Origin of the sequence: Actinoplanes sp. L3-i22 (assembly GCF_019704555.1) — a bacterium.
In the GTDB taxonomy this organism is placed as follows: domain Bacteria; phylum Actinomycetota; class Actinomycetes; order Mycobacteriales; family Micromonosporaceae; genus Actinoplanes.
This window is the reverse complement of record NZ_AP024745.1, coordinates 1018021-1040438: the sequence shown is the minus strand read 5'-3', so window position 1 is coordinate 1040438 and position 22418 is coordinate 1018021. Positions and strand designations below refer to the sequence as shown.

At 70.0% G+C, this 22418-nt stretch carries 20 protein-coding genes, 1 tRNA gene and 1 other RNA gene; 7 read left to right on the top strand and 15 right to left on the bottom strand.

From position 1 onward, the window contains the following. Position 1: 1 nt before the first annotated feature. Genes L3i22_RS04805 through L3i22_RS04795 form a run of 3 tightly spaced genes read right to left on the bottom strand, consistent with a single transcriptional unit; the run spans position 2 to position 2708 of the window. Complete coding sequence (locus L3i22_RS04805) at positions 2-1342, bottom strand: PstA family ABC transporter permease (RefSeq protein WP_221325793.1); 1341 nt, start codon at positions 1340-1342, stop codon at positions 2-4. Beyond that, positions 1342-2364, bottom strand: coding sequence for a phosphate ABC transporter permease subunit PstC (pstC, locus tag L3i22_RS04800; RefSeq protein WP_221325792.1), 1023 nt, complete (start codon positions 2362-2364; stop codon positions 1342-1344). The genes L3i22_RS04805 and pstC overlap by 1 nt, the downstream gene beginning before the upstream one ends. After that, positions 2361-2708, bottom strand: a complete 348-nt coding sequence (locus tag L3i22_RS04795; protein ID WP_221325791.1) for a hypothetical protein — start codon at positions 2706-2708, stop codon at positions 2361-2363. The genes pstC and L3i22_RS04795 overlap by 4 nt, the downstream gene beginning before the upstream one ends. Positions 2709-3088: 380 nt before the next feature. On the opposite strand from L3i22_RS04795, the gene L3i22_RS04790 reads away from it, so the two are divergent. After that, positions 3089-3505 (top strand): PLD nuclease N-terminal domain-containing protein, encoded by a 417-nt coding sequence (locus tag L3i22_RS04790; RefSeq protein WP_221325790.1) that lies wholly within the window; start codon positions 3089-3091, stop codon positions 3503-3505. Here the strand turns inward: L3i22_RS04790 and L3i22_RS04785 are convergent. The 4 genes from L3i22_RS04785 to L3i22_RS04770 are packed head-to-tail and all read right to left on the bottom strand — an operon-like array spanning position 3502 to position 9071. Then, positions 3502-4851 carry a DUF4407 domain-containing protein gene (locus L3i22_RS04785; RefSeq protein ID WP_221325789.1) on the bottom strand — a complete coding sequence of 450 codons (1350 nt, stop codon included), beginning with the start codon at positions 4849-4851 and terminating at the stop codon, positions 3502-3504. The two genes, L3i22_RS04790 and L3i22_RS04785, sit on opposite strands and share 4 nt — an antisense overlap. Continuing rightward, positions 4844-6325, bottom strand: coding sequence for a hypothetical protein (locus L3i22_RS04780; protein WP_221325788.1), 1482 nt, complete (start codon positions 6323-6325; stop codon positions 4844-4846). The genes L3i22_RS04785 and L3i22_RS04780 overlap by 8 nt, the downstream gene beginning before the upstream one ends. Further along, positions 6322-8475, bottom strand: a complete 2154-nt coding sequence (locus tag L3i22_RS04775) for a hypothetical protein (RefSeq protein ID WP_221325787.1) — start codon at positions 8473-8475, stop codon at positions 6322-6324. Before L3i22_RS04775 ends, L3i22_RS04780 begins: the two co-directional genes overlap by 4 nt. 29 nt (positions 8476-8504) lie before the next feature. Then, complete coding sequence (locus L3i22_RS04770) at positions 8505-9071, bottom strand: toll/interleukin-1 receptor domain-containing protein (protein WP_221325786.1); 567 nt, start codon at positions 9069-9071, stop codon at positions 8505-8507. Between the two features lie 366 nt (positions 9072-9437). Here L3i22_RS04770 and L3i22_RS04765 point away from each other — a divergent pair, with 366 nt between their 5' ends. Beyond that, complete coding sequence (locus L3i22_RS04765) at positions 9438-10703, top strand: helix-turn-helix domain-containing protein (protein ID WP_221325785.1); 1266 nt, start codon at positions 9438-9440, stop codon at positions 10701-10703. Between the two features lie 36 nt (positions 10704-10739). Here the strand turns inward: L3i22_RS04765 and L3i22_RS04760 are convergent, their stop codons facing one another. Beyond that, positions 10740-11546: an S-methyl-5'-thioadenosine phosphorylase gene (locus L3i22_RS04760; protein WP_221325784.1), complete on the bottom strand. Its 807-nt coding sequence runs from the start codon at positions 11544-11546 to the stop codon at positions 10740-10742. Positions 11547-11670: 124 nt separating this feature from the next. On the opposite strand from L3i22_RS04760, the gene L3i22_RS04755 reads away from it, so the two are divergent. Together L3i22_RS04755 and L3i22_RS04750 are read left to right on the top strand one after the other, a co-directional pair. Beyond that, positions 11671-12219 carry a YqgE/AlgH family protein gene (locus L3i22_RS04755; protein ID WP_221325783.1) on the top strand — a complete coding sequence of 183 codons (549 nt, stop codon included), beginning with the start codon at positions 11671-11673 and terminating at the stop codon, positions 12217-12219. 77 nt (positions 12220-12296) lie between these two features. Further along, positions 12297-12369: transfer RNA gene (locus L3i22_RS04750), tRNA-Ala, on the top strand. A 110-nt stretch (positions 12370-12479) separates the two neighbouring features. Here L3i22_RS04750 and L3i22_RS04745 read toward each other — a convergent pair. Continuing rightward, a complete protein-coding gene (locus tag L3i22_RS04745) occupies positions 12480-14849 on the bottom strand; it encodes a carboxypeptidase-like regulatory domain-containing protein (RefSeq protein ID WP_221325782.1) in 2370 nt (789 codons plus the stop codon). 119 nt (positions 14850-14968) lie between these two features. Here L3i22_RS04745 and L3i22_RS04740 point away from each other — a divergent pair, with 119 nt between their 5' ends. Beyond that, positions 14969-15223, top strand: a complete 255-nt coding sequence (locus L3i22_RS04740) for a hypothetical protein (RefSeq protein WP_221325781.1) — start codon at positions 14969-14971, stop codon at positions 15221-15223. A 100-nt stretch (positions 15224-15323) separates the two neighbouring features. On the opposite strand, the gene pntB is transcribed toward L3i22_RS04740, so the two are convergent. Together pntB and L3i22_RS04730 are read right to left on the bottom strand one after the other, a co-directional pair. Further along, complete coding sequence (pntB, locus tag L3i22_RS04735) at positions 15324-16742, bottom strand: Re/Si-specific NAD(P)(+) transhydrogenase subunit beta (protein WP_221325780.1); 1419 nt, start codon at positions 16740-16742, stop codon at positions 15324-15326. Between the two features lie 5 nt (positions 16743-16747). After that, the gene (locus L3i22_RS04730; protein ID WP_221325779.1) at positions 16748-18259 is read right to left on the bottom strand and encodes a Re/Si-specific NAD(P)(+) transhydrogenase subunit alpha; all 1512 of its coding nucleotides are present in this window, start codon (positions 18257-18259) and stop codon (positions 16748-16750) included. A 406-nt stretch (positions 18260-18665) separates the two neighbouring features. Between L3i22_RS04730 and L3i22_RS53305 the strand changes: the two genes are divergently transcribed. Both L3i22_RS53305 and L3i22_RS53300 read left to right on the top strand, forming a co-directional pair. Next, complete coding sequence (locus L3i22_RS53305; protein WP_255657948.1) at positions 18666-18950, top strand: type II toxin-antitoxin system Phd/YefM family antitoxin; 285 nt, start codon at positions 18666-18668, stop codon at positions 18948-18950. Next, the gene (locus tag L3i22_RS53300; RefSeq protein WP_255657947.1) at positions 18947-19219 is read left to right on the top strand and encodes a Txe/YoeB family addiction module toxin; all 273 of its coding nucleotides are present in this window, start codon (positions 18947-18949) and stop codon (positions 19217-19219) included. Before L3i22_RS53305 ends, L3i22_RS53300 begins: the two co-directional genes overlap by 4 nt. A gap of 126 nt (positions 19220-19345) precedes the next feature. On the opposite strand, the gene ssrA is transcribed toward L3i22_RS53300, so the two are convergent. The 4 genes from ssrA to L3i22_RS54270 all read right to left on the bottom strand — a co-directional run bounded on the left by ssrA (position 19346) and on the right by L3i22_RS54270 (position 22326). After that, positions 19346-19727: a transfer-messenger RNA gene (gene ssrA, locus L3i22_RS04720) on the bottom strand. Between the two features lie 30 nt (positions 19728-19757). Then, complete coding sequence (locus L3i22_RS04715; protein WP_221325778.1) at positions 19758-20441, bottom strand: cellulose binding domain-containing protein; 684 nt, start codon at positions 20439-20441, stop codon at positions 19758-19760. A gap of 74 nt (positions 20442-20515) precedes the next feature. Continuing rightward, on the bottom strand, positions 20516-20992 hold the full coding sequence (gene smpB, locus L3i22_RS04710; protein ID WP_221325777.1) for an SsrA-binding protein SmpB: 477 nt from the start codon (positions 20990-20992) through the stop codon (positions 20516-20518). 89 nt (positions 20993-21081) lie between these two features. After that, complete coding sequence (locus L3i22_RS54270) at positions 21082-22326, bottom strand: M23 family metallopeptidase (protein WP_221325776.1); 1245 nt, start codon at positions 22324-22326, stop codon at positions 21082-21084. Positions 22327-22418: the final 92 nt, after the last annotated feature.

The window sequence follows — 22418 nt, the reverse complement described above, 5'->3', positions numbered from 1 at the left end:
GTCACTGAACCTCATTTGCTTGTTCGGATTGCGCTTGTACTGCCTTATCCGCCATATCCGCTTTTTCCCCCGCCGACGCCGACGCGGCCGGGACCGACGCGGTCGATGCCGCCGCGACCGCAACCGGTGCGGCCGCAACCGCCGCGACCGGGATCGGCGCGACCGGGATCGGCGCGACGGGTTCGAGCGACGACACCGGCCCGACGACCACCTGCTCCGTCCCCCACGGCGTCTGCTTCTGGAAGCGCGCCGCATCCCGGGCCGACGCCCGGACCCGCCCGCGCAACTGGCCGCCGCTCATCCCCTGCGAGCCCCGCCCACCGATCGCGCGGGCCAGCAGGAAGAGCACCACCACCAGGACCAGCAACAGCGTCGCGGTCCCGAAGCCGCGGGCCACCATGCTCGGCTCCGGCGACTTGATCAGCGTGAACGTGGCCAGCGGCAGCGACACCTGCGCCTGGTGGAACGCGTCGGTGTTGAGCGCCTTGTTGTAGCCGGCGGTCAGCAGCACCGGCGACGTCTCCCCGATCCCGCGGGCGGTGCCCAGGATGACCGCCGTCGCCAGGCCGGGCCGGGCGGTCGGCAGGATCACGTGCCAGGCCGTCCGCCAGCGGCTCGCGCCGAGCGCCAGCGACGCCTCCTTGAGGTGGCCGGGCACCAGCCGCAGCACCACGTCCGCGGCCCGCACGATGATCGGCAGCATCATCACGCTGATCGCCAGCGAGGCCGCGAACCCGGACTGGTCGAAGCCGAGGATCAGCAGCACGGTCGCGTAGATGAAGAGCCCGGCGACGATCGACGGCAGCGCGGTCATCGCCTCGACGATGGTCCGCACCAGCCGCGGGAAGCCGCCCCGGGTCTCGGCCAGGAACAGCGCGCAGAGCATCCCGGCCGGGATGGTGATCGCCAGCGCCAGGCCGATCTGCTCCAGCGTGCCGACCACCGCGTGCACCACGCCGCCCTCGGTCAGCGGGGCGAGCGGACCGGTGACGCTCAGGTCCTGGGTGTAGAAGTTGAGGTGCCGCAGCGCGCTGATGCCCTTCCACCCGGTGAACACGACGACCAGGAGCAGCGCGGCGAGCATCACCCCCGCGGTGCTGCGGATCAGCGTCTCGACCAGCCGGTCCCGGACCGCCGGGCCACCCTGGTCGAGCCAGAGCAGTACGGCGTAGAGGCCGAGGAACACCACGTACCAGCAGACCGCGAAGCCGAGCACCCCGGAGAACGGGGCGATCCAGTAGAAGACCAGCGCGGTCAGGGCGAGCGCCGCGACCATGGCGCCGAGCCGGACGTAGATGTCCTCGCTGCGCACGGTCGAGGTGTTGCGCCGGATCTCGGTCATCACGCCTCGCTCTCCGCACCGGAGCGGCTCCGGGCCACGATCATTCCGGCGCCGAAGTTCACGATCAGGGTCATCAGGAACAGCGCCACGCCGGCGGCCATCAACGCGGAGAGGGCGACCGGGCCGGACTCGCCGTACCGGAGTGCGATCAGCGCGGAGACCGAGTTGGCGCCGTTCTGCAGGATGTGCGGCTGGATCACGAAGACCGGCGAGATGATCAGGTAGACGGCGATCGTCTCGCCGAGCGCCCGGCCCAGGCCGAGCATGGTGCCGCCGATCATGCCGCCCCGCCCGAACGGCAGGACCACCGAGCGGATCATGCCCCAGCGGGTGGCGCCCAGCGCGTACGCGCCCTCCCGCTCGCCGATCGGCGCCTGCGAGAACGCCTCCCGCATGATCGAGCAGATCACCGGGGAGATCATCATCGCGACGACGATCCCGGCGATGAACGTCGACGAGGTGTAGACGGTCGCGGTGGCCAGCGGGTCGCGCGGGTCCGCGTTGGTCACCTTCAGCAGCGGGATCCAGGCGAAGTACGTGGACAGCCAGCGCGCCAGCCCGATCACGTGACCCTGCAGGAACGCGAAGCCCCAGAGGCCGTAGACCACGCTGGGCACCGCGGCCATCAGGTCGACCAGCAGGATCAGCCAGGGGCGCAGCCAGCGCGCGGAGTACTCGGAGACGTACAGCGCCATGCCGGTGGCCATCGGGACCGCGATCGCGATCGCCACACCGGCGATCAGCACCGTGCCGGTCAGCACCGCCGCGATGCCGAACTTCCCGGAGTCCGGCTCCCACGCCTCGGTGGTCAGGAACGACCAGCCGGCCAGGTTCAGCGCCCGCGACGCCTTCTGGAGCAGGAAGACGCCGACCAGGGTCATCAGCAGCAGCACCAGCGCGCCACCGCAGTGCAGCACGATCCGGTAGACCAGGTCGACGCCGCCCGAGGGACGGATCCGGCGACGGGTCTCCACCCGCTCCGCCGGCTCGGCCACCTCGGGCAGCACCAGGGTGTCGGTCATGACCGCAGGCCGAGGGCGAGTGGCTCGGCCCGGGGCAGCAGGGTGAGCATCACGGCGGCGGAGCGTTCGGCCTGCAGCCGGCGGTGGTAGTCCCGGCTGGCGACCGCGACGATGGTGTCCCCGGCCAGCATCCGCCAGCGCCAGCCGATCGAGCTGCTGCGGACCAGCGTGATCCGCATGTCGGCGACGTGCTCCTGCACCCACTGCGCCGCGAGCCGGGCTCCCTCGTGGTCCGGGTAGACGGTCGAGGATCGGCCCAGGTCACGGTTGTTGGTGGTCAGCAGTCGCCAGCCGACCCAGTCGGATGATCGGGTCGGTAGAAATCCGAAACGCGCCGCAGACACAGTTCCGCCTCGCCTGAAGGGTGGGAGCACGCGGAACCGTGGATTAGATCGTCACGCGTGCGATGCACACGCTGAACAGCCTCTGTACACAGCGCACACACACCCGGTTAACAGGAGACGCAGGGCAGAAAACGGGGAGGCCGGAATTGCCAGCAACCACTCAAGTTACTCACCGGTCACGCGCTGTATAAGAACCTTATGGTCCTAGCGCGGAGCAGAAATCGCCGACGCGTTTTGGACGCTAACCGACAAGGGCCAGAAAACCAACATCAATCTCATTCGGTACGAAGGAACCCCCGCGGCCGTACCGACCCCGAACGCCCCACCGCGGACCGCCGACGGGGCTGCGCGGACGCCCCGTCTTTGGCATCATCTGCCGGGTGTTTCGCCTGTACTCACTCTTCGCGCTGGTCGACCTGGCGCTGCTGGTCATCGCCCTGATCGACTGCCTGTCGGTGGAGGAGTTCGCGATCCGCGCACTCCCCCGCGGCCTCTGGGTCTTCCTGATCCTGCTGTTCTCCCCGATCGGGGCGATCGCCTGGTTCGTCGCCGGCCGTCCGGCCCGCGCGGTCCAGCTGAGCAACGGCACGGTGTGGCGCCCCGGCGGCGGCTTCCCGGAGGACCAGCGCCCCCGCCGCGGCCCGGTCGCGCCGGACGACGACCCGGAGTTCCTCCGCGGCCTGGCCGCCTCCCGCAAGGAGGACGACCAGATCATGAAGAACTGGGAGGCCGACCTCCGCCGCCGCGAGGAGGAGCTGCGCCGCCGGGAGAAGGACCTGCGACCCGAAGCCGACTAACCGCCGGCGTTCCGCAGGCGCTCGGCCAGCTCCTCGATCTGGTTGTCCAGGTCCGCCTCGCGGTCGGCGCGCGCGCCCCGCCGGAGGTCCTCGATCTCGGCCATCTCGGTGCGCACCCGGTGCTCGTCGCGGCGCATCGCGACGTCCACCCGGCCGGCGTCGTCCTGCTCGCGCCGGGTCAGGGTCTTGGTGTGCAGCCGGTCGCTGGTCTCCAGCTGCCGGCCGACCGCCGCGTCGTACATGGTCGGCCGGCTCATCAGCTTGGTCAGCACCGGCAGGCAGTCGATCGTCACCAGCAGCAGCCGCAGCAGCCACGAGCCGACCAGCACGAACAGGCTCTCCGAGGTCAGCGCGCCGAGCGCCTTGTCCTCGTCGAGGATGCCGATCTGCTCCCGCCCGTCCCGTTTCTGCTGCACCTTCTTCTCGATCTCGGTGTTCAGCCCGGCCGCGTAGGCGGTGCTGGCCGTCCCGTCCCGAGCGGTCAGCGCGTCGATCCGGCGGTTGACCTTGATCAGGTCGGTCTGACGCGCGTCGAGTCCGCTGGAGGCGCGGTAGCGGTCGGCCTCCTGACGATCCCGGCGGCAGTTCGGTCCCTCGCCGCGCCGGTTCGACAGTCCCGGGCCGGGGTCGCCGTTGCACTCCGCGCGGGCCAGGTTCTCCCGCTTGGTCAGCTCCGTGTTGATCTTCGCGATCTGGCCCTGCAGCTTGACCCGCTCGTCACTCGCGAGGGCCAGCTCATTCCGTACGCCGGCCGGGTTGTCAGCGACATTGAGCTGGAAATCGCCGCAGCCGTCCGGGATCACCGCGCCCAGAGCGACCGGATTGCAGTCCTTCAACCGGCTCTCGTAGTCGTCGACCTCGTTCTTGCGCTCCGCGTTGATCTCGGTGTGGATGGCCGGCCCGAACACCTTGAGCAGCAGCGGCTCGGCGATCACCGCCCCCATCAGCACCGAGATCACCAGGCGCGGCAGGAAGATCTTCAACTTCGCCATGCCCAGTACGCCGTGGGTACTCGCCACCAGCCAGCCGTCGAAGCTCAGGATGAGGTATCCCCAGATCAACGCGACCGGGGGAATCAGCCAGACCGGGATGTCGACGCTGCCCAGCAGCACACTCATCGACAGCGCCGCCATCAGCGCGGTGTTGAGGATGATCGCGCCGAGCCGGGCGTAGCGGTGCCGTTCCTGCGGGATCCAGTCGAGCAGCCGCTCGTCGATCCCGGCGATCCGCCGCAGCTGCCGGCCGATCCCCCGCTGCGGCCGGGCGGGCAGCAGCGCATCCCGCCGGTCGTCGTCGCCGCCGGAGCTGGTGCCGCTGCGGGGGCGGGTGATGACGGACTCAGACATCTTCCTCACGCAGCCCCGGGTCGTCGTCGGAGTCCTCCGCGCCGGCCTCGGCCGACACGGTCGCATGGCTGGTCAGCGGCGGTTTCTCCGCGGTGTCGACGGCGGGCGCCGGCACGTTCATGAACTCGGCGAGCATCCGCTCGCTCTGCATGTCCGAGTTGTTGAACTGCCCGTTGGCCGCAAGGATCTTCAGCAGCGAGTACTGCTGCTCCCGGCTCTGCTGCTCGGCGAGCTGATCGGCCTGCTCCTTCCGCAGCCGGTCCTCCCGCTCGCGCTGCTCCTTGAGGATCCGGTCCTCGCGTTCGGCCTGCGCCTTCGCGGCCCGCTCGGCGCGGCTCTCCTCGGACTGTTTCATCCGCGCCTCGTGCTGCCGCGCCCGTTCCCGCTCGGCCCGCTCCCGCTCGTCCCGGTTGTCCGCCCGGTTGTCCGCCTCGATCTTCAGGGTGTGCTCCCGCTCGAAGTGGGCCTGCTCGATCTGGGCGAGCCGGTCCTGGTCGTCGAGCTGGCGCAGCTTGTCGGAGAGCTCGGGCGCCTCGATCCGGCCGGCCGCGAACGCCGCGATCAGCGCCCGCCGCGGGTCCTGGCCGATCATCTCCATGTCCTGCGCGAACTCGCTGCGGGCGAACGCCGCCCGGTTCCCGTCCAGGACCTGCCGGTGCGCCGCGGTGGCCGCCTCCTGCTCCCGGGTGTGGTGCTGGGTGAGCGAGTCCAGGTCGTGCCCGTGCACGGTGTCGGCGAGCTCCTCGCGCCGGCTGGTGCCGCGCTTGCGCAGATGGGTCGCCTCGTCGTGGTCCAGCTGACTGTTGGCCAGGTCGTGGTCGTTGAACTGACGTCCGCTGGCGATCCGGTGCTGGTGCTGAAGCTCCAGCTCCTTCAGCTTCACCTCGTAGTCCCGGTCCCGGTTCGTGGTGGCGAACTTCGCCACCACCTCCGGGTTGGACATCTCGACGCTGGCGATCGTCACCTCCATCCCGGAGACGATCGGCGGCCGGATCGTCAGGTACGCCTTGACCTGGGCACTCACGATCGGCCGGACCTGGTTGACCTCGGACAGCGGGAACCCCAGCCCGAGCTCGAAGATCCGGTTGTGCGCCTTGAGATGGCTCCACAGCGCCTGCTGCGCCTCCACCCCGTCGCGCACCACCGCGATCGCGTCGGTCACCGTGCAGGTGAACGTCACGAACACCTCGAACGCGGCGGCGTCCTGCGACGGGATCTCCAGGCGGACCACCACCGGCGCGTTGCGCCGCATGTCGACCATGCTCACGTGGGTGGCCTGCACCACGCGCTCGTCCGAGCCGCCGAACCGGTCGCTGTCCTGGATGTAGTTGCCGTTGACCCGGTAGATCAACACGTGGTGCGCGTCCGGCTTCAGCATGTCGGCGCCGCCGCGCTCCGCCTTGCTGAACCAGCGCCGCTTCTCGGCCTTCTCCAGGCGCCGCCGGACGGTGATCGGGTAGGTGACGGTGCTCATGCTGCTCCTTCGGGCAGAACGCGGGAGACGGCGTCGATACAGGCCAGCAGCACATCGGCGGAGAGATCACGCCGCCCGCGGTTGAGTTGCTGATTGACGTGGTTGAAGTCGCGTTTGAAGTGGTCGTGCTCGTGCGGCGGCAGCGCGTCGGACAGCGCCTCGCCGATCAGCCGGGCGTCCTCGCGCGGAGTCTCGCTGAGCTCGCGCAGGGCCCGGAGGCTGGTCCGCAGCGCCTCGATCGCCTCGCGCCGGAGCGGGCGGAAGCAGAGCAGGCCGGCCCAGAGCCGGGCGATCATCGGCAGCCGGTCCGACCGTTCCTCGCGGTGCCGGACCAGGTACCGGATCACCGCCGGCTGCCCGGTCTCGAAGCTCCGGACACTGAGCACCGCGAGGGTCACCGACATGACCAGTTCCTGGAAGCGCTTCTGCTCCTCGGCCCGCATCCGGCTGGTGCCGTCCTTCAGGCCGAACTTGCGCATCTTCGGCGCCAGCAGAGCCGGTACGGCCTTCGCGTCGTACTCCGGGTCGTCGGTCAGGTCGGCGAACAGCTGCGCCATCGCCCGGCCCGCGGTGGCCTGCAGGTCGGAATTGCGGGCGACCAGGTGCCGCCACAGCTGGTTGACCGCCTCGACCGGAAACGCCCAGCCGAGGTTGCCGCTGAACGCGATCACCGCGCTCCACCGCTGGTCGAGGTTGCGGTCCGGGGCCGCCCAGCCCGCCGCGATCTGCAGCGCCACCGGCGCCAGCTCGCCCAGGCACATGTACCAGAGCGTGTAGATCGCGGTGAACTGCCCGTTCAGCCCGATCGAGCCCTGCGACCAGGTCTGCAGGTACGAGCTGTGCACCTCCTCGAACGCCGAGCAGGCCAGCGCGGCCAGCCCGTTCGCCACCGGGAGGCTGTCGGCCTCGAACACCATCTCGTCGAGCCACTCGGCCACGCCGTCCCAGAACGCGTTGTCCTGGGTGCGCCACAGCTCGGCCAGCACGCAGCGGCAGTACTCGTCGTCCTTGAAAACCACGATGCTGGCCGTGCCGACGTCCGCCTGCACCGACTTGACGTCGATCAGGTTCACCCGACGGCCGCGCGAGGCGAGCGGCCGGTCGGCCGGCTTGGCCAGCACCTTCTTGTACTTGCCGGGCAGCCGCTTGGACATCGACGCGACCAGCCGCTCGAACGCGTTCTCGAAGCTCCGGACGTCCACCCGCTGGGTGAAGCAGAGCGCCGTGACCTCCAGGATCTGCCGGTCGTCGGGGTTCTCGGCGAACCAGGCGCGCACCTCGTGCCCGGCGTTGCGGCGCAGTGAGGCGAGCGCCTCGCCCGGATCCCGGCCGTCCGCGATCTGCCCGGCGAAGCTGGCCAGCCCGGCGAGGCTGACCTCGGCGGGCAGGTCACCGGCGAGCTCGCCGACGGTCCGCCGGGCGGTCGCCTCGTCGACGTCGCGCCCGATGAGCTGCGCGATCAGCACCTCGTCGGCGGCCGGCCGGGTCCACTCGACGCGCGACACCCCGCGGATCCCGGACCCGGTGGTGACCACCAGGTACGCGCCGGCCTCGTGGACCTGGTCCCGGACGCCGCTCCAGTTGACCTCCGCGAGGGCGTCGTTGCGCTCGCTGAAGCGGTCGACGATCAGGTAGCCGCAGCCCTCGTCGTACTCCCGGTCGGCCAGCGCGGCCAGGGTCAGGTTCGGGGCGAGCAGGACCAGGGGCGCGGCGCCGGCCTCGTGCAGCAGCGCGACCGCGCCGGCCCGGCGGCCGGTTCCCGGCTTGCCCTCGAGCACGATCACGTGCTCGTTCCGCAAGCGGTCGAGCGCGTCGCCGAAACAGTCCGGGCGCGCATATCGGGTGGCGATCTCGGCGACGTGCCGGGGCAGCAGTTTCCCGGCCACCTTGCCGGCTGCCTGGTGCGGTTTCCCGCCGTCGCCGGGACCACCGAAATTGCTGTAGCGCGCGTCCACGTATCCGGAGAATTTGAGGTTCGCCAGATGCGAGGCCTGGTCGTTGCGATTGTCGTCGGCCCGGTTCTTGACCTTTCGACCGGCCGGCTGCTCTTTGTTCGCCGCCGGCTTTTCCGGGCCGACCGGCTTCGATTCATCGGTTTCCGGACGCACCCCGGACGGGCCCGATTCGGTGCGATCCTCGATGTCGGACATCGGCGGTCCCCTGATTCCGGCCGTGAACGTCAGTTGTATCGATTGCCGAAAGTGCTGTGCCGGGCGTCGGTCCGGCCGTAGAAATTGTTGTTCACGCCGGGCCCGGCCGGCGTCGTGCCGGACCGCGGATGCTCCTCGGCCGGCTCGGTCAACTCCTCGAGCCGGTCGATCAGCGGCTGCACGTCGCGCTCCAGGGCCCGGAGCCGGATCTGCAGGTACTGCCGCTCGGCCAGCGGCGCCAGCTCCGCAGGCAGCTCCGCCGCGACCAGCGTGGCGTCGCCGACCAGCAGCGGGATCACCGGGATGCCGCGCTCCAGCGCGCGGGTGACCTCGCGGCGCACCCAGTCGGCCGGGTCGTCCACGCGGCGGTGGCCGTGCTCGTCCGCGGCCAGCCAGCGCGGGCCGATCAGCGCGATCAGCACCCGGCACTGCTCCAGCGCCTGCTCGAGAACCGGCGGGAAGGGCTCGCCGAGCGGAATCGCGGTGTTGTCCAGGAACACCCGGCGGACGCCGAACCGTTCACTGAGAACGTGCTTCAGATAAACGGCGGTAACGGCCTGGTCCGCCGTTCGATAGCTGATGAAGAAATCCGTCACGCGACTCTCCTCAATGCGGCTTTCAACCACGCGACATCACCATGGAAAGCGCGAGATAATGCCAATATCGGCCGTCGACAGAGTTCCACGGCGCCGCGCGAGGCGGCAAGACGTTTCCCGTCCCCCATTCGGGAAGATCAAATATTTCCCGGGCTGACCAGCCGATCTGCACGAACGGCTGATCCACAATGTGGCGAACGGGACGGCCGGGCCGCGACGACCGCACAGCGCCCAAGCTCCGGCCGGACTTGTGAATCTTATTCTTGAAATCCATGACAAATGATCTTCATCAAGCACGTGCCTCGATCAGTCGCCAGCTTGTATTCTGGGCGGCCATCCGTTAGGGACGCCTCTCGAAGGAACGTCATGGCCCTGTCGTTCGGCGCGGAGTTGCGGTCACGCAGGCTCGCCGCGGGTGTCTCGCTGACCCGGTTCGCCCGGTCGGTGAACTACAGCAAGAGCCACATCAGCAAGATCGAGAACGGTACGAAGGTGCCGGGCCGCCAACTCGCCCGCCTCTGCGACGCCGAACTCGACGCGGACGGCAAACTGGCCGCGCTCGCCCCGGGCCGGCCGGCCGGCCCGGACGACCCGCCGGCCGCGGACCCCACCCGGGAGGGCCGGTGGCTGATCGAGCTCGACCCCGGTGGCCGCGGCCGCTTCGACGCCGCCACCGGCAACGCCGAGTGGCCGTCCACCCCGGGCCCGATCCGGGACACCGGCCACCTGGTCGACACCTTCCGGGCCCAGTTCGACAGCCTGCGCCGGATGACCCAGTCCCTGCCGCCGGCCGTGCTGCTCCCGGTCCTGATCACCGGGACCCAGGCCGTCCAGCTGACCGCCCGGTCCGCACCCGAGCCGATCCGATCCCGGCTGCTCCTGCTCGCCGGGCGGTACGCGGAGCTCACCGGCTGGATGGCCCAGGAATCCGGGGACGACGACAACGCGCTCTGGTGGACCGGGCTGGCCGTGCGGTACGCGGCCGAGGGCGGCGATCACCACATCGCGGCGTACGCCGACATCCGCCGGGCCGACATCGCGATGTACCAGCGGAACGGGGCGAAGACGGTCAGCCTCACCCGGCGGGTGCAGAACATGAACTGCGGCGGCCGGGTGCTCGGCCTGGCCGCGCAACGCGAAGCCCAGGGGCACGCGCTGCAGGGCGACTACGACGCGTGCCGGCACGCGCTCGACCGCGCCGCGACCTGGTGGCTGAACCGGCGCGACGACACCACCGAGCCGGTGCTCGGCACGTCCACCATCGACGACCCGGTCGCCATGGCCACCGGGTGGTGCCTCTACGACCTGGGCCGCCCCGAACAGGCCGGGCGGCGCCTGGTCGGCCAGCTGAACCAGACCCCGCGCTGGGCCACCCGCACCCGGGCCCGGCTCGGCGCGCGGTACGCGCTCGCGCTGCTGGCCACCGGCCGGGTCGAGGACGGGTGCGCCGCGCTGGCGACGGCCCTGGACGACAGCGCCGGGCTCGGGTCGGCCACCATCCGTACCGACCTGCTCGACGCGGGGCGGCACCTCAACCGGTACGCGGCCGAACCGGCGGTGCGGGCCGTCATGCCACGGCTGGCCGAGGTGCTCGGCGCCGGCGCGATCCGGGCCGTACGCAAAGGAGCTTGACGCCTTTGATCTTGTTGTGCTCGGGCAGATCTGCGGTCAGGGCAGCTCGAAGGGGAGCTTGATGCCCTGAAGGGCGTCCTGACACGGGCAGGTGCGCGCGACCGGCAGCTTGGCCACCGCGTCGAGCAGCACGTCCCGGAGCCGGGCGGTGTTCTCCGCGAAGACGCCGAAGACCTCGTCCTGGGTCACCCCGTGATCGCCCTCGACGCCCGCGTCCAGGTCGGTGACGAGCGCGATGGCGGTGTAGCAGAGGGCCAGCTCGCGAGCGAGGACCGCTTCCGGGTGACCGGTCATGTTCACGATCGTGCCGCCGATCGAGGTGAACCAGCGGGACTCGGCGCGGGTCGAGAACCGGGGGCCCTCGACGACGATCATGGTGCCGCCGTCGACCGCGTTCACCCGGGCGGCGGAATCCAGGACCGCGGCCCGGCCGTCCGGACAGTACGGATCGGCGAACGACACGTGCACCGCGCCCTCGTCGTAGAACGTCTGCACCCGGCCGCTCGTCCGGTCGATCAGCTGATCCGGCACCACGAACGTGCCCGGGCCCAGCTCCGGCCGCAGGCCACCGACCGCGCACGGGGCGATGATCTGACGCACCCCCAGCGAGCGCAGCGCCCAGAGATTCGCCCGGTAGGGGATCTTGTGCGGCGGGAAACGATGGTCCCGCCCGTGCCGCGGCAGGAACGCCACCCGCCGGCCGCCGACCTCGGCAATCGTGATCTTGTCGGATGGCGGACCGTACGGCGTCGCGACGTCGTGTTCAATGGCGCCGTCGAGCAGTGCGTACAGACCGGATCCGCCGATGACACCGATCTCTGCTGCCGGGGGTGACGGGTTCATGTACAGACCTTATCGGTGGCCGGAATCGCAGGCTAATGTGCTGACATGGCGTTGACGTCGGACGGGCGGCAGGCATCCCGTGTTCGGTGAGGGGCAGCGGATCGGAGGCCGGTCGGTGGAGTCGATGACCGGTCAGTTGCTGGTTGCCACCCCGACCCTCAAAGATCCCAACTTCGACCGTACGGTCGTGCTGCTCGTCGCCCATGAGCCGGGCGGCGCCCTGGGGGTGGTCCTCAACCGGGCCACCGAGGTCCCGGTCGCCGAGGTGCTCGGCAACTGGGGTGATCTGGCCGGCGACCCCGCGGTGCTCTTCGAGGGCGGCCCGGTGCAGCCCGAGTCGGCGATCTGCCTGGCCCGCACCCGCCCCGAGGTGAAGAAGCGGGTGACCGGTTTTCATCCGGTCGCCGGCTCCCTCGGCACCCTCGACCTGTCCGCCGACCCGGAGCGCCTCCGGGAGAACGTCGCCGGCATCCGCGTCTTCGCCGGCTACTCCGGCTGGTCGGCCGGCCAGCTGGAGGAGGAGATCGCGGCCGGCTCCTGGTTCGTCTTCGACGCCCTCCCCGGCGACCCGTTCGTCGAACGGCCGGACGACCTGTGGGCCATGGTCCTCCGCCGGCAGGGCGACATCCTCGCTGCTGTCGCCCACTTCCCCCCGGACGTCTCGCTGAACTGAGGGGGTGCTGCGGGGGACCCTCGGCGGGTGTGTAGTATTTCCAGCGTGCCCGGGTGAAACGCCCTGGGGACAGGCAAGGGGCTGTGGCGCAGCTGGTAGCGCACCACACTGGCAGTGTGGGGGTCAGGGGTTCGAGTCCCCTCAGCTCCACCCTTGCAAAACGCCCGGACTGAGTCCGGGCGTTTTTTGTTGTCCACAACCCGCCCGTGACCCGGCCCGGGCCACGGGGGCGAACCGATCCGGTTCGCCCCCGCGCGTGCCTAGTTGATCGTCAGGTTCAGGTTCTTCGTGCCGCCGTTGGCCGGGATCCCGACCTTGGTCGCGGTGTCGATGTCCCCGGCGTTGTCGTACCAGCCGTGATGGTCGGACTCGCCGATGTACCAGCTCCAGTCGACCTTCACCTGCTGACCGCCGATCACCGGCATCTCGTAGGCGCCGCCCGCCCCCACGTTGTACGAGTCGAACACCCCCATCTGGTCACCGGTAGCGGCGTTGAACGCGTGGATCCGCCAGTTCGCCCCGGCCGGCGCGGTCACCGTGCCCTTGATCGTCGATCCGGCCACCGGGGTGAAGTCGTACGTGGTGGTTCCGGACGGCACCACGGTCACCGTCTCGGCCAGGAAGCGGTTGCCCCCGTGCCCGGACCACTGCCGCGGGTATCCGGTGGCGCCGAAGAGCAGCGGCCACGCGTACGGCCCGAGGTCACTGATCGTGTAGTGGCCCTGCGCGTCGGCGTCGGTGCCCCAGGCCGGCCCGGCGTCACCCCAGGCGCTCCACGACACGTTCGTCCCGCCCAGCGGCTTGCCGGTCGCGTCGGTGACCGTGCCGGTGATGGTGCCCGGCTTGTCGAGCAGCACGGCCGGCGCCTTCACGGTCTTGCCGGGTGTGACCTTGATGCGGGCCGCCGCCTTCTGGTCGCCGGTGCCGCCGGTCTTGCCGACCCACTGGTCGCCGTAGCCGGTGGGCGCGACCGCGTACATCTCGTAGGTGCCGCCGGCCATGCTGACCGTGGTCGCCTTGCCGGTGGCGTCGGTGCAGTCGCCGTAGCCGTCCGGCAGGCCGCCGTGCCCGAGCACCTCGAACGCCGGGCACACCCGGTTGACGGGCGCGCCGCTCACGTGGTCGGTGACCGCGAACGACACCTTGCCGCCGAGCGTCAGCCGGATCGTCGCCGTGCTGGTCTCGCCGGGGGTCAGCGTCACCGGCTGCAGGTCGGTGGCGAGGTAGTAGCTGCCCTCGCCCGGGCTGGCCGACATCTGGTAGGTGCCGCCCGGCAGGTCGGTGATGGTGACCTGGCTGCCGCTGGTGGCACAGCCGGAGCCGTCGCCGGGCGAGAGGACCGACACGCAGTAGTCGCTGACCGCGGCGCCGGTGCCGGCGTCGACCGCGTTGACCACCAGGGTGGCGCCGGGCAGCCAGGTGTCGTCGACGGTGATGTCGCCGCCGCTGGTGACCGGGATCAGCGTGGCGGTGTCCTCGGTGCTCTTCCCGAACGCCCACTGGCTGCGGCCGCCGTCGGGGCCGGTGAAGGAGACCCGGTAGTCGCCCGGGGTGACGTCGTGCACCGTCCAGGTGCCGTCGGCGCCGGTGGTGGCGTCGAGCTGAACCCAGTTGTCGTTGCTGGCCAGCGCGACCGTGACCGGGTAGCCCACCTTGGGGCTGCCGTCGCCGCCGAGCAGCTTGCCGTGCACGGTGGCCGGGGTGGGCCGGGTGTCGTCGATCGTGGTCAGCTGACCCGTCACGACACTGAACTTGTGGGCCTTGGCCGGGTCGGCCGTGCCGGGCACGTAGATGTCGGGACCGTCGCCGACCGCGTAGGACACCGTGTAGCCGTCGCCGGCCAGCGCCTCGCCGAGCGAGTAGTTGCCCTCTTCGTCGGTGACCGCGTAGCCGACCTGCTGGTCGCCGCGGTGCAGGGTGATCCGCGCCTCGGGCAGCGGCGACCCGTCGGCCGCGGCCAGGTGGCCACCGACCGTGCCGGTCGGCAGCTTGTGGTCGTCGACCGTGGTGGTCTGCCCGCCGGTGACGGTGATCGTGGTCGCGGCGTCCTCGTCGGCGGCCTGGACCGCCCACTGCTCGACGCTGTCCCACTTGAACGAGACCCGGTAGGTGCCCGGCAGCGCCTCGACCGAGTAGGCGCCCTGGTCGTCGGCGGAGCCGTAGAGCCAGGCCCACGAGGCGAGGCCGCTGACGGTGACGTTCGCGTACGGCACCGGCGCCCCACCCGCGTCGGTGAAGTGCCCGGCGATGGTGCCGGTCACCGGCTGCTTCTCGTCGACCGTGAGGGTGCCGCCCGCCGCCAGCGCGTACGTCGTGGCATTCGCCTGGTCGATCACGCCGGGAGCCCAGTGCTCGAGGCCGTTGTTGTTGAACTGGAGCTGCACGCCGCCACCGGCGGTCACGCCGGTGAGACGGTAGCTGCCCGCGGAGTTGGTCGTGGTGTCCTTGAGCCAGTCGCCCTCGCCCGAGTAGGCGGTGACGCTGGCGCCGGCAATCGGCGTGCCGGAGCTCGTGGTGAAGACGCCCAGGACCGTGCCGGTGGCGGCCAGGGCGGGCGCGGCGAAGACCCCCGCGACCAGCATCCCGACGGCGGCGGCAGCTCCGAGGCGAGCCAGACTGATACGGCTCATCAATATCCCCCATGGGTCGAACGTGAAAGAATCTTAACCTTTCATCGATACATGGAACTGCCCCGTTGTCGGCCGATTCGACGATCGACGGTCGCCCGCCTGGACTAGCCTGACCAGGCATGGGGTGGATCAAGAACGCCAAGGCCAACACGCTCGGCACCGAGGCGCAGGAGGCGTTCGACGCGGGCGACTGGTACTTCACGCCGCGCCTGAAATCCCCGGCCAGCGGCCACCAGCTCTCCGGCAACATCGCCGACTGGACCGTCATGCTCCGCGCGATCACCCGGGCCGGCTGGGTCCTGCAGCACTGGAGCGTCACCCAGGACCGGCACGGCCGCCCGGAGGCCTACCCCCTCTTCGTCCGCCGCCAGTGAGCAAGCCGCAAAAGAACAACCCCGAAAACCACAATCGATTTGGGTACGACGGAACGGGCCCCGGCCGTATCGACCGGGGCCCAGCGACGTCACGCCGTACTCAGAACGCCTTGAGGATGTCGTTCACCCGGTCCTTGGCGTCGCCGAACAGCATGGCGCTGTTCGCGCGGAAGAACAGCGGGTTCTGCACGCCCGCGTACCCGGACGCCATCGAGCGCTTGAAGATGATCACCTCGGCGGCCTCCCACACCTTCAGGACCGGCATGCCCGCGATCGGGCTCGACGGGTCGTCGGTGGCGGCCGGGTTCACCGTGTCGTTCGCGCCGATCACCAGGACCACCGACGTACGGGCAAAATCGTCGTTGATCTCGTCCATCTCGAGGACCACGTCGTAGGGCACCTTCGCCTCGGCGAGCAGCACGTTCATGTGTCCGGGCAGCCGGCCCGCGACCGGGTGGATGCCGAACTTGACGTCCACGCCCTTCTCGCGCAGCTTGCGGGTCAGCTCGGCGACGCCGTACTGCGCCTGGGCGACCGCCATCCCGTACCCCGGCGTGATGATCACCGATTCGGCCGTGGCGAGCAGCTTGGCGACCGCGTCGGCCTGGATCTCACGGTGCTCGCCGTAGTCGGTGTCGTCGGACGGCCCGGACTCGATCCCGAACCCGCCGGCGATCACCGACAGGAAGGACCGGTTCATCGCCTTGCACATGATGTACGACAGGTACGCGCCCGACGACCCGACCAGCGCCCCGGTCACGATCAGCAGGTCGTTGGAGAGCAGGAAGCCGGAGGCCGCCGCCGCCCAGCCGGAGTAGCTGTTCAGCATCGACACCACGACCGGCATGTCCCCGCCACCGATCGACGCCACCAGATGCCACCCGAGCGCCAGCGCGATCGCCGTCACCAGGATCAGCAGCCACAGGTGCGGGTCGATCACGAACCAGACTGTGAGCAGGACGAACGCGACCAGCGCCCCGACGTTGAGCAGGTTCTTGCCGGGCAGCGTCAACGGCCGGGAGTTGATCCGCCCGGACAGCTTGAGGAACGCCACGATGGACCCGGTGAACGTCACCGCGCCGATGAACACCCCGATGAACACCTCGGCGCTGTGGATCCCGAGCAGGTCCTGGGCGGCCAGCACGGTCGCCTCGGCCCCGTCCGGATCGCCCTCGACGTGCAGGTAACCGTTCCACCCGACGAGCACCGCGGCCAGGCCGACGAAGCTGTGCAGCAGGGCGATCAGCTCCGGCATGCCGGTCATCTCGACCTTGCCGGCCCGGTACAGGCCGATCGTGGCGCCGACCGCGACGGCGACCAGGAGCAGGGCCAACGCCGTACCGTGCAAATGGTCGTCGATGGCCAGCGCGATGGTGGCCAGAAGAGCCAGGGCCATGCCGGCGATGCCGAAGGCATTGCCGAGCTTGGCGCTCTCGTGCCGGGAGAGTCCGGCGAGCGCCAGGATGAAGAGCAGCGCGGCGACGAGATACGCGGATTGAGCGGCCGTTTCGATGGTCATCGGGGTCAGCTCCTGGTGAACATGGCGAGCATGCGGCGGGTCACCGCGAAGCCACCGAAGACGTTGATGCTGGCCAGCAGGATGGCGACGAACGCCAGCGCGGTGACGACGGCGCCGCCGTGCCCGAGCTGCAGGAGCGCGCCGACCACGATGATCCCGGAGATCGCATTGGTCACCGACATCAGCGGTGTGTGCAGGGCGTGGTGCACGTGCCCGATCACGTAGTACCCGATCACGATCGCCAGCGCGAACACCGTGAGATGCCCGCGGAGCGCGGCCGGCGCCAGTGCCGTGAGCAGGAACAACAGCGCCGCGCCCACACCGGCCACGGGGAGCGTCCGATTTTTCGGCTTCTCCAGCGCTTTGACGGGCGGCTGCTCCACCGCCGGCGGCGCCGCCGAGACCGCCACCGGCGGCGGGGGCCAGGTCAAATCCCCTTCGCGTACGACCGTGATCGAGCGCTGCACCACGTCCTCGAAGTCGAGCACCAGCTGTCCGTCGCGTTCCGGCGTCATCAGCTTCATCAGGTTCACCAGGTTGGTGCCGTAGAGCTGGGACGCCTGCGCGGGAAGCCGCCCGGCCAGATCGGTGTACCCGATGATGGTCACGCCGTTCGCCGTGGTGACCGCCTCGCCGGCGACCGCGCCCTCGACGTTCCCGCCGTTCGCGGCGGCCATGTCGACGATCACGCTGCCCGGCTTCATGCTCGCCACCATGCGCTCGGTGAGGAGGCGCGGCGCGGGCCGCCCGGGGATCAGCGCGGTGGTGATGATGATGTCCACGTCCGCGCACTGCTCGGCGTAGAGCCGCGCCGCCCGCTCGTTGTAGTCGTCGGACATCTCCTTGGCGTACCCGGTCGAGGAGACCTCGACGTCCGCCGCCCGCACCGCGAGGTACTCCCCGCCCAGCGACTTGACCTGGTCGGCGACCTCCGGCCGGGGGTCGGTGGCGCGGACGATCGCACCCAGGCTGCCGGCCGCGCCGATCGCCGCGAGCCCGGCCACGCCGACGCCGGCCACCAGCACCTTCGCCGGCGGCACCTTGCCGGCCGCGGTCACCTGCCCGGTGAAGAACCGTCCGAACGCGTGCGCCGCCTCGATCACCGCGCGGTACCCGGCGATGTTGGCCATCGACGACAGCACGTCCAGTGACTGCGCCCGCGAGATCCGCGGCACCGCGTCCATCGACAGCACGGTGATCGGCCGCCGCGCGAACTCGTCGACGAGCTCCTGGTTCAGCCGCGGGCTGAAGACCCCGACCAGCGTCGCTCCCGGCTTCAGCCGATCGAGCCGGGCCGGCTCCGGCGCGTTGATCGTGAAGACCACATCGGCCCGGTACGGATCGCCGATCGTCGCGCCGGCCTCCGCGTACGCCTCGTCGGAGAAGGACGCCTGGCGCCCCGCCCCCGGCTCGACGACCACCTCATACCCCAGCTTGAGCAACTGCCCCACAGTCGCCGGCGTCGCGGCGACACGCCGCTCACCAGCACTGGACTCCCCAAGAACACCAATGATCATCAATCGACTCCCATGTAGTTCTAGCGACGTTGCCGGACCTACGGCGGAAACGTGAATGTGGGTGTCTTCACGGATGCCGACCATGAACGCGTTCAAGGCATGAGCTTGTTACTCGCCGGTAGCTTACGCTCCCCCATGACCCTCGTCACCCTACAACTCATCACATCACTCTCAGTAACCTCAACCTAATCATGCACCCCACGCCGCCTGATTGCGTGACGCCCATCGATCCGGGCTGTCCACACCAGCGGGTTGTCCACAGCCCATCCACACCCGCCCGACCGACCGGGCCAAGCTGCTGGCCCGACACCACCGACGTACGGCCGCTTCGATTGCTGCAGCCGTACGCTCAGACGTACATTCGGAGGTACGCAACGTGAAAGTGGGGGCCACCACCATGAAGGTTTTGACGATCAGCGATGTGCGGAAGAACTTCGCGGCCGTGGTCGACGCGGTGATCGAGGACGCCGAGGAGTGCGTCATCCCCCGCGGAGGCGGCAAGGCGGTCGTCATGGTCTCGCTCGACGAATGGAACGCGATGACCGAGACGCTGCACGCGCTCGGGTCCGCCACCAACGCTCGCCGCCTGCTGGAAAGCATCGCGCAGGCCGACGCCGGGCTGCTCGAGGAACACCCGCTGCTGGACCCCGGCGCCGCCACCACGCCCGAGCGGGGCAAGGACGCCGCGTGAGCCTGCGCATCGTCTTCACGCCCAACGCATGGCAGGACTACGACGGCTGGCTGCGCCGGGACATGAAGATGGCCCGGCGCATCAGCAAGCTGATCATCGACGTACAACGGGACCCGCAGGGAACCGGGATCGGCAAGCCCGAGATGCTGCGAGGCCCGTTGGCCGGCTGGTCGTCCCGCCGCATCAACGACGAACACCGCCTGATCTACCGCGTCCGCGGCACCGATCTGGAGATTGCCTCCTGCTACCGCCACTACCAGGACAAATAACCACACCCCCGCGATCCCCACCGTCCGACCAAGCAGGAAACGACAACGGCGGCCCGACCCATTTCGGGCCGTGCCGCCGTTCCAGGTGAACTCTCACCGCTCTCGCGGCTTCGAGTGACCCCCACTGGGTGGAGGTGCCGGGAATCGAACCCGGGTCCTTCGCTGCTTCGTCAGGGCTTCTCCGAGCGCAGCTCACTAAATCCCTACTCGGCCCTCCGGCTCACGTGAGCAAGTCCGGACGATGGGCCCAGTCGCAGATTAATCTCGCCGTGCGGTCCCCGCGACCGGGACCGGTTGGCCAGCCTCCTAGCTGATGCCGGCAGCTGGGACGGAGGCGCTCCCAGACCGACAGACCACGCTACTTGCCTCAGGCGGCGAGAGCGTACTGGTCAGCGTCAAACTTAGAGTTGGCGCTTATAAGTTTCCAACGACCGATTCTCGAGACGACGTTGGCTTCCTCGGCTCGCTTCCCCTGTCTCCACGTACGAAGTCGAAACCAGTCACCCCCTGGATATTGGTACAGCTCGCCCATGTTAGCTCATCCCGCGGCGAGCCCCACCGTGCAGCCCTTCTGATCGACGCGGGCCTGGCTGTGTGAGTCGCTCGGGCCGCCCTGGAACATGAAAGTGGTGGAGCCACCCGGTGCCACCGCCGAGTTGCCCCGGAAGGTCAGCCGGGTGCCGCTGCCGCCTGCCGCGTGGGCGTTGCTCCACGGGCCGGAGACCAGCCGGACGTTCTCCGAGTAGGTCACGGTCACGTCGTAGTTCTGCGGCTGCGAGCCGGTGTTCTGCACCGTCACGCTGGACACGAAACCGCCGTTCCACTTGTTGGTGGAGCAACCGACGGTCAGCTTGACCACGACCGGCGCCTTGGTCGTCTTCGTCACCGACGGCTTGGGGCTCGACGACGACTTCGACGGCTTCGGCGACGACGAGCTCTTCGACGGGCTGGCCGACACCGACGCGGACGGCGAGGCGGAGCTCGCGACCGGGGCGGACGGGGACGCCGGCGGCGTGGTGCCGGTCGCCGGGACGACGGTCGACTCGACGGCTCGCAGGTCGGCCGAGGGCTGCACCATCACCGCGTCGTCGGCGGCCGAGGCGGAGCCGCCGGCCCGTACCGCGATGAAGACGACGAGGCCGACCAGGATCGCGGCAGCCAGGCCGAAAACGCCCCGGGCCAGGAAGAACTGGCGGTCTCTGTGCTTGGACTGGGAGGACAACGGCCGATCTCCTCGAGGAAGGCGGGTCACGCCGAGCGGAGTGATCAACAAGTCTGGCTGGGCAGAATACCCCGTCAGCCCATGCCTTTGGCGCGGCGACCCATGGCCCGGGTGATCTCTTTCTTCGCGTCCCGCTCGGCCATGTCCTGCCGCTTGTCGTAGCTCTTCTTGCCCTTGGCGACGCCGATCTCGACCTTCGCGTACCCGTTCTGGAAGTAGACCGAGAGCGGGACCAGGGTGACGCCGTCGTCGCGGAGCTTGCCGATGATCCGGTGGATCTCGTCGCGCTTGAGCAGCAGTTTGCGGACCCGCCGGGGCTCGTGGTTGGTCCAGGTGCCCTGCGTGTACTCCGGGACGTGCATGCCGTGCAGGAAGATCTCGCCGTCGCTCTCGTGGCCGAACGCGTCGACCAGCGACGCACGCCCGGACCGCAGGGACTTCACCTCGGTGCCGGTGAGAACCATGCCGGCCTCGTACGTGTCGCTGATCGCGTAGTCGTGATACGCCTTGCGGTTGGAGGCGACGAGCTTGCGCCCCTGTTCGCGTGGCATACCGCGACTCCTTGCTATTGAGGACGGATCGGGCGAGGACGGATCGGGCGATCGTGCTGATCAATCTTAGCTCGACCCGCCGGAGCGACTCAGCAGAGGCACGGCGGGAGATAATTCAGCGGATTTCGGGGCGCACCGCCGAAACGGGTCTCGAAATGCAGATGCGACCCGGTCGACGCGCCGGTGCTTCCGACCAGACCGATGATCTCGCCCTGCCGGACGTACTCCCCGACGTGGACGTAGATCCGGGACTGATGGCCGTAACAGGTGGAGAAACTCGTCCCCATGATCCGCCCGTGGCTGACACACGTGTAGTTGCCGTACCCACCTCGCCAGCCGGCCTGGATCACCCGGCCAGAGGCCGCGACCCGGATGGGGGTTCCGGACCCGGCCGCGAAGTCGGTCCCGGCGTGCAATTGCCAGACGCGATAGTACGGGTCGTAGCGGTTCCCGTAATCGCTGCTCTTCCACCCGTGCACCGGCATCAGCAGCTGCCCGTGGTACCGCCCGGTGTACCCGGAGCGGGTCTCCCAGCCACGCAGGCTGGTGCGGGTCTTCCGTTCCGCCACGACCGCCGCGCGGTACTGCTCCAGCACGGTGGCCCGCTGCGCGTTCGCCGCGGCCAGCGCCGCCCGCCGGGCCAGCACCAGCTGGTAGACGTCCCGCCGGGCGCGGACCGCCTCGACCTGGGCGGTCTGCGCGGCCCGCAGCCGGGTGCCGGCGTCCGCCTCGGTCACCTCGGCGGCCCGTTTCGCCGCGCCGGCCCGGTCCTGTGCGGCGCGGGCCGCCCGCCGGGCCCCGACCAGCTCGCCCACCTGGGCGTTCTCCGAGCGGACCATCTCGTCCACCAGGCTCATCCGGTCCATCAGGTCGACCGGGCCGCTGGCCGAGGCGAGCAGGTTGAACCGGGTGATCGGGCTGCCCATGTAGCTGTTCCGGGCGATCTGGGCGACCCGGTCGCGGGCGCCGGCGACCCGCTCCCGCGCGGCCGCCCAGTCCGCGGCGATCGTCTGGTATCCGAGGCGGGCGGCGTCGGCCCGGGTCCGGGCGGTGGCCGCCTGCACCCGGGTGGCGACGACGGCGCCCCGTGAGGCGGCCACCCGGTGCTGGGCGACCGGCAGGGCGGCGGAGGCCACGGCCAGCCGGCGGGCGGCGGCTCGGGCGGTCACTCCGGCGTTCTCCAGGAGCGCCTCGGCCTGGCGTACCGCGCGGGCGGCCTTCGCGGCGTCGTCCCGGTCGGCGAGCGCCGGCGCCGGCACCGCGAGGGTGAGTCCGACGGCGCTGAGCAGGCAGAGGACGACGGTCAGCAGCGGGTTCGGTCGGCGGTACCTCACGGGGAGTCACCGTACTCCGACTAATCGCCCGCATTGCTGCAAACCGCCCGAAGGCCACGAAGGCCGCGACCCGGTCGGGTCGCGGCCTTCGG

Bases quoted from the DNA above. Each gene is read 5' to 3' on its own strand.
- pstC (WP_221325792.1), bottom strand. From the start codon at position 2,364: ATGACCGACACCCTGGTGCTGCCCGAGGTGGCCGAGCCGGCGGAGCGG.
- L3i22_RS04775 (WP_221325787.1), bottom strand. From the start codon at position 8,475: ATGTCCGACATCGAGGATCGCACCGAATCGGGCCCGTCCGGGGTGCGT.
- L3i22_RS04760 (WP_221325784.1), bottom strand. From the start codon at position 11,546: ATGAACCCGTCACCCCCGGCAGCAGAGATCGGTGTCATCGGCGGATCC.
- L3i22_RS04745 (WP_221325782.1), bottom strand. From the start codon at position 14,849: ATGAGCCGTATCAGTCTGGCTCGCCTCGGAGCTGCCGCCGCCGTCGGG.
- L3i22_RS04755 (WP_221325783.1), top strand. From the start codon at position 11,671: ATGACCGGTCAGTTGCTGGTTGCCACCCCGACCCTCAAAGATCCCAAC.
- L3i22_RS04730 (WP_221325779.1), bottom strand. From the start codon at position 18,259: ATGATCATTGGTGTTCTTGGGGAGTCCAGTGCTGGTGAGCGGCGTGTC.
- L3i22_RS04785 (WP_221325789.1), bottom strand. From the start codon at position 4,851: ATGTCTGAGTCCGTCATCACCCGCCCCCGCAGCGGCACCAGCTCCGGC.
- L3i22_RS04805 (WP_221325793.1), bottom strand. From the start codon at position 1,342: ATGACCGAGATCCGGCGCAACACCTCGACCGTGCGCAGCGAGGACATC.
- pntB (WP_221325780.1), bottom strand. From the start codon at position 16,742: ATGACCATCGAAACGGCCGCTCAATCCGCGTATCTCGTCGCCGCGCTG.
- L3i22_RS04780 (WP_221325788.1), bottom strand. From the start codon at position 6,325: ATGAGCACCGTCACCTACCCGATCACCGTCCGGCGGCGCCTGGAGAAG.
- L3i22_RS04740 (WP_221325781.1), top strand. From the start codon at position 14,969: ATGGGGTGGATCAAGAACGCCAAGGCCAACACGCTCGGCACCGAGGCG.
- smpB (WP_221325777.1), bottom strand. From the start codon at position 20,992: ATGCCACGCGAACAGGGGCGCAAGCTCGTCGCCTCCAACCGCAAGGCG.
- L3i22_RS04765 (WP_221325785.1), top strand. From the start codon at position 9,438: ATGGCCCTGTCGTTCGGCGCGGAGTTGCGGTCACGCAGGCTCGCCGCG.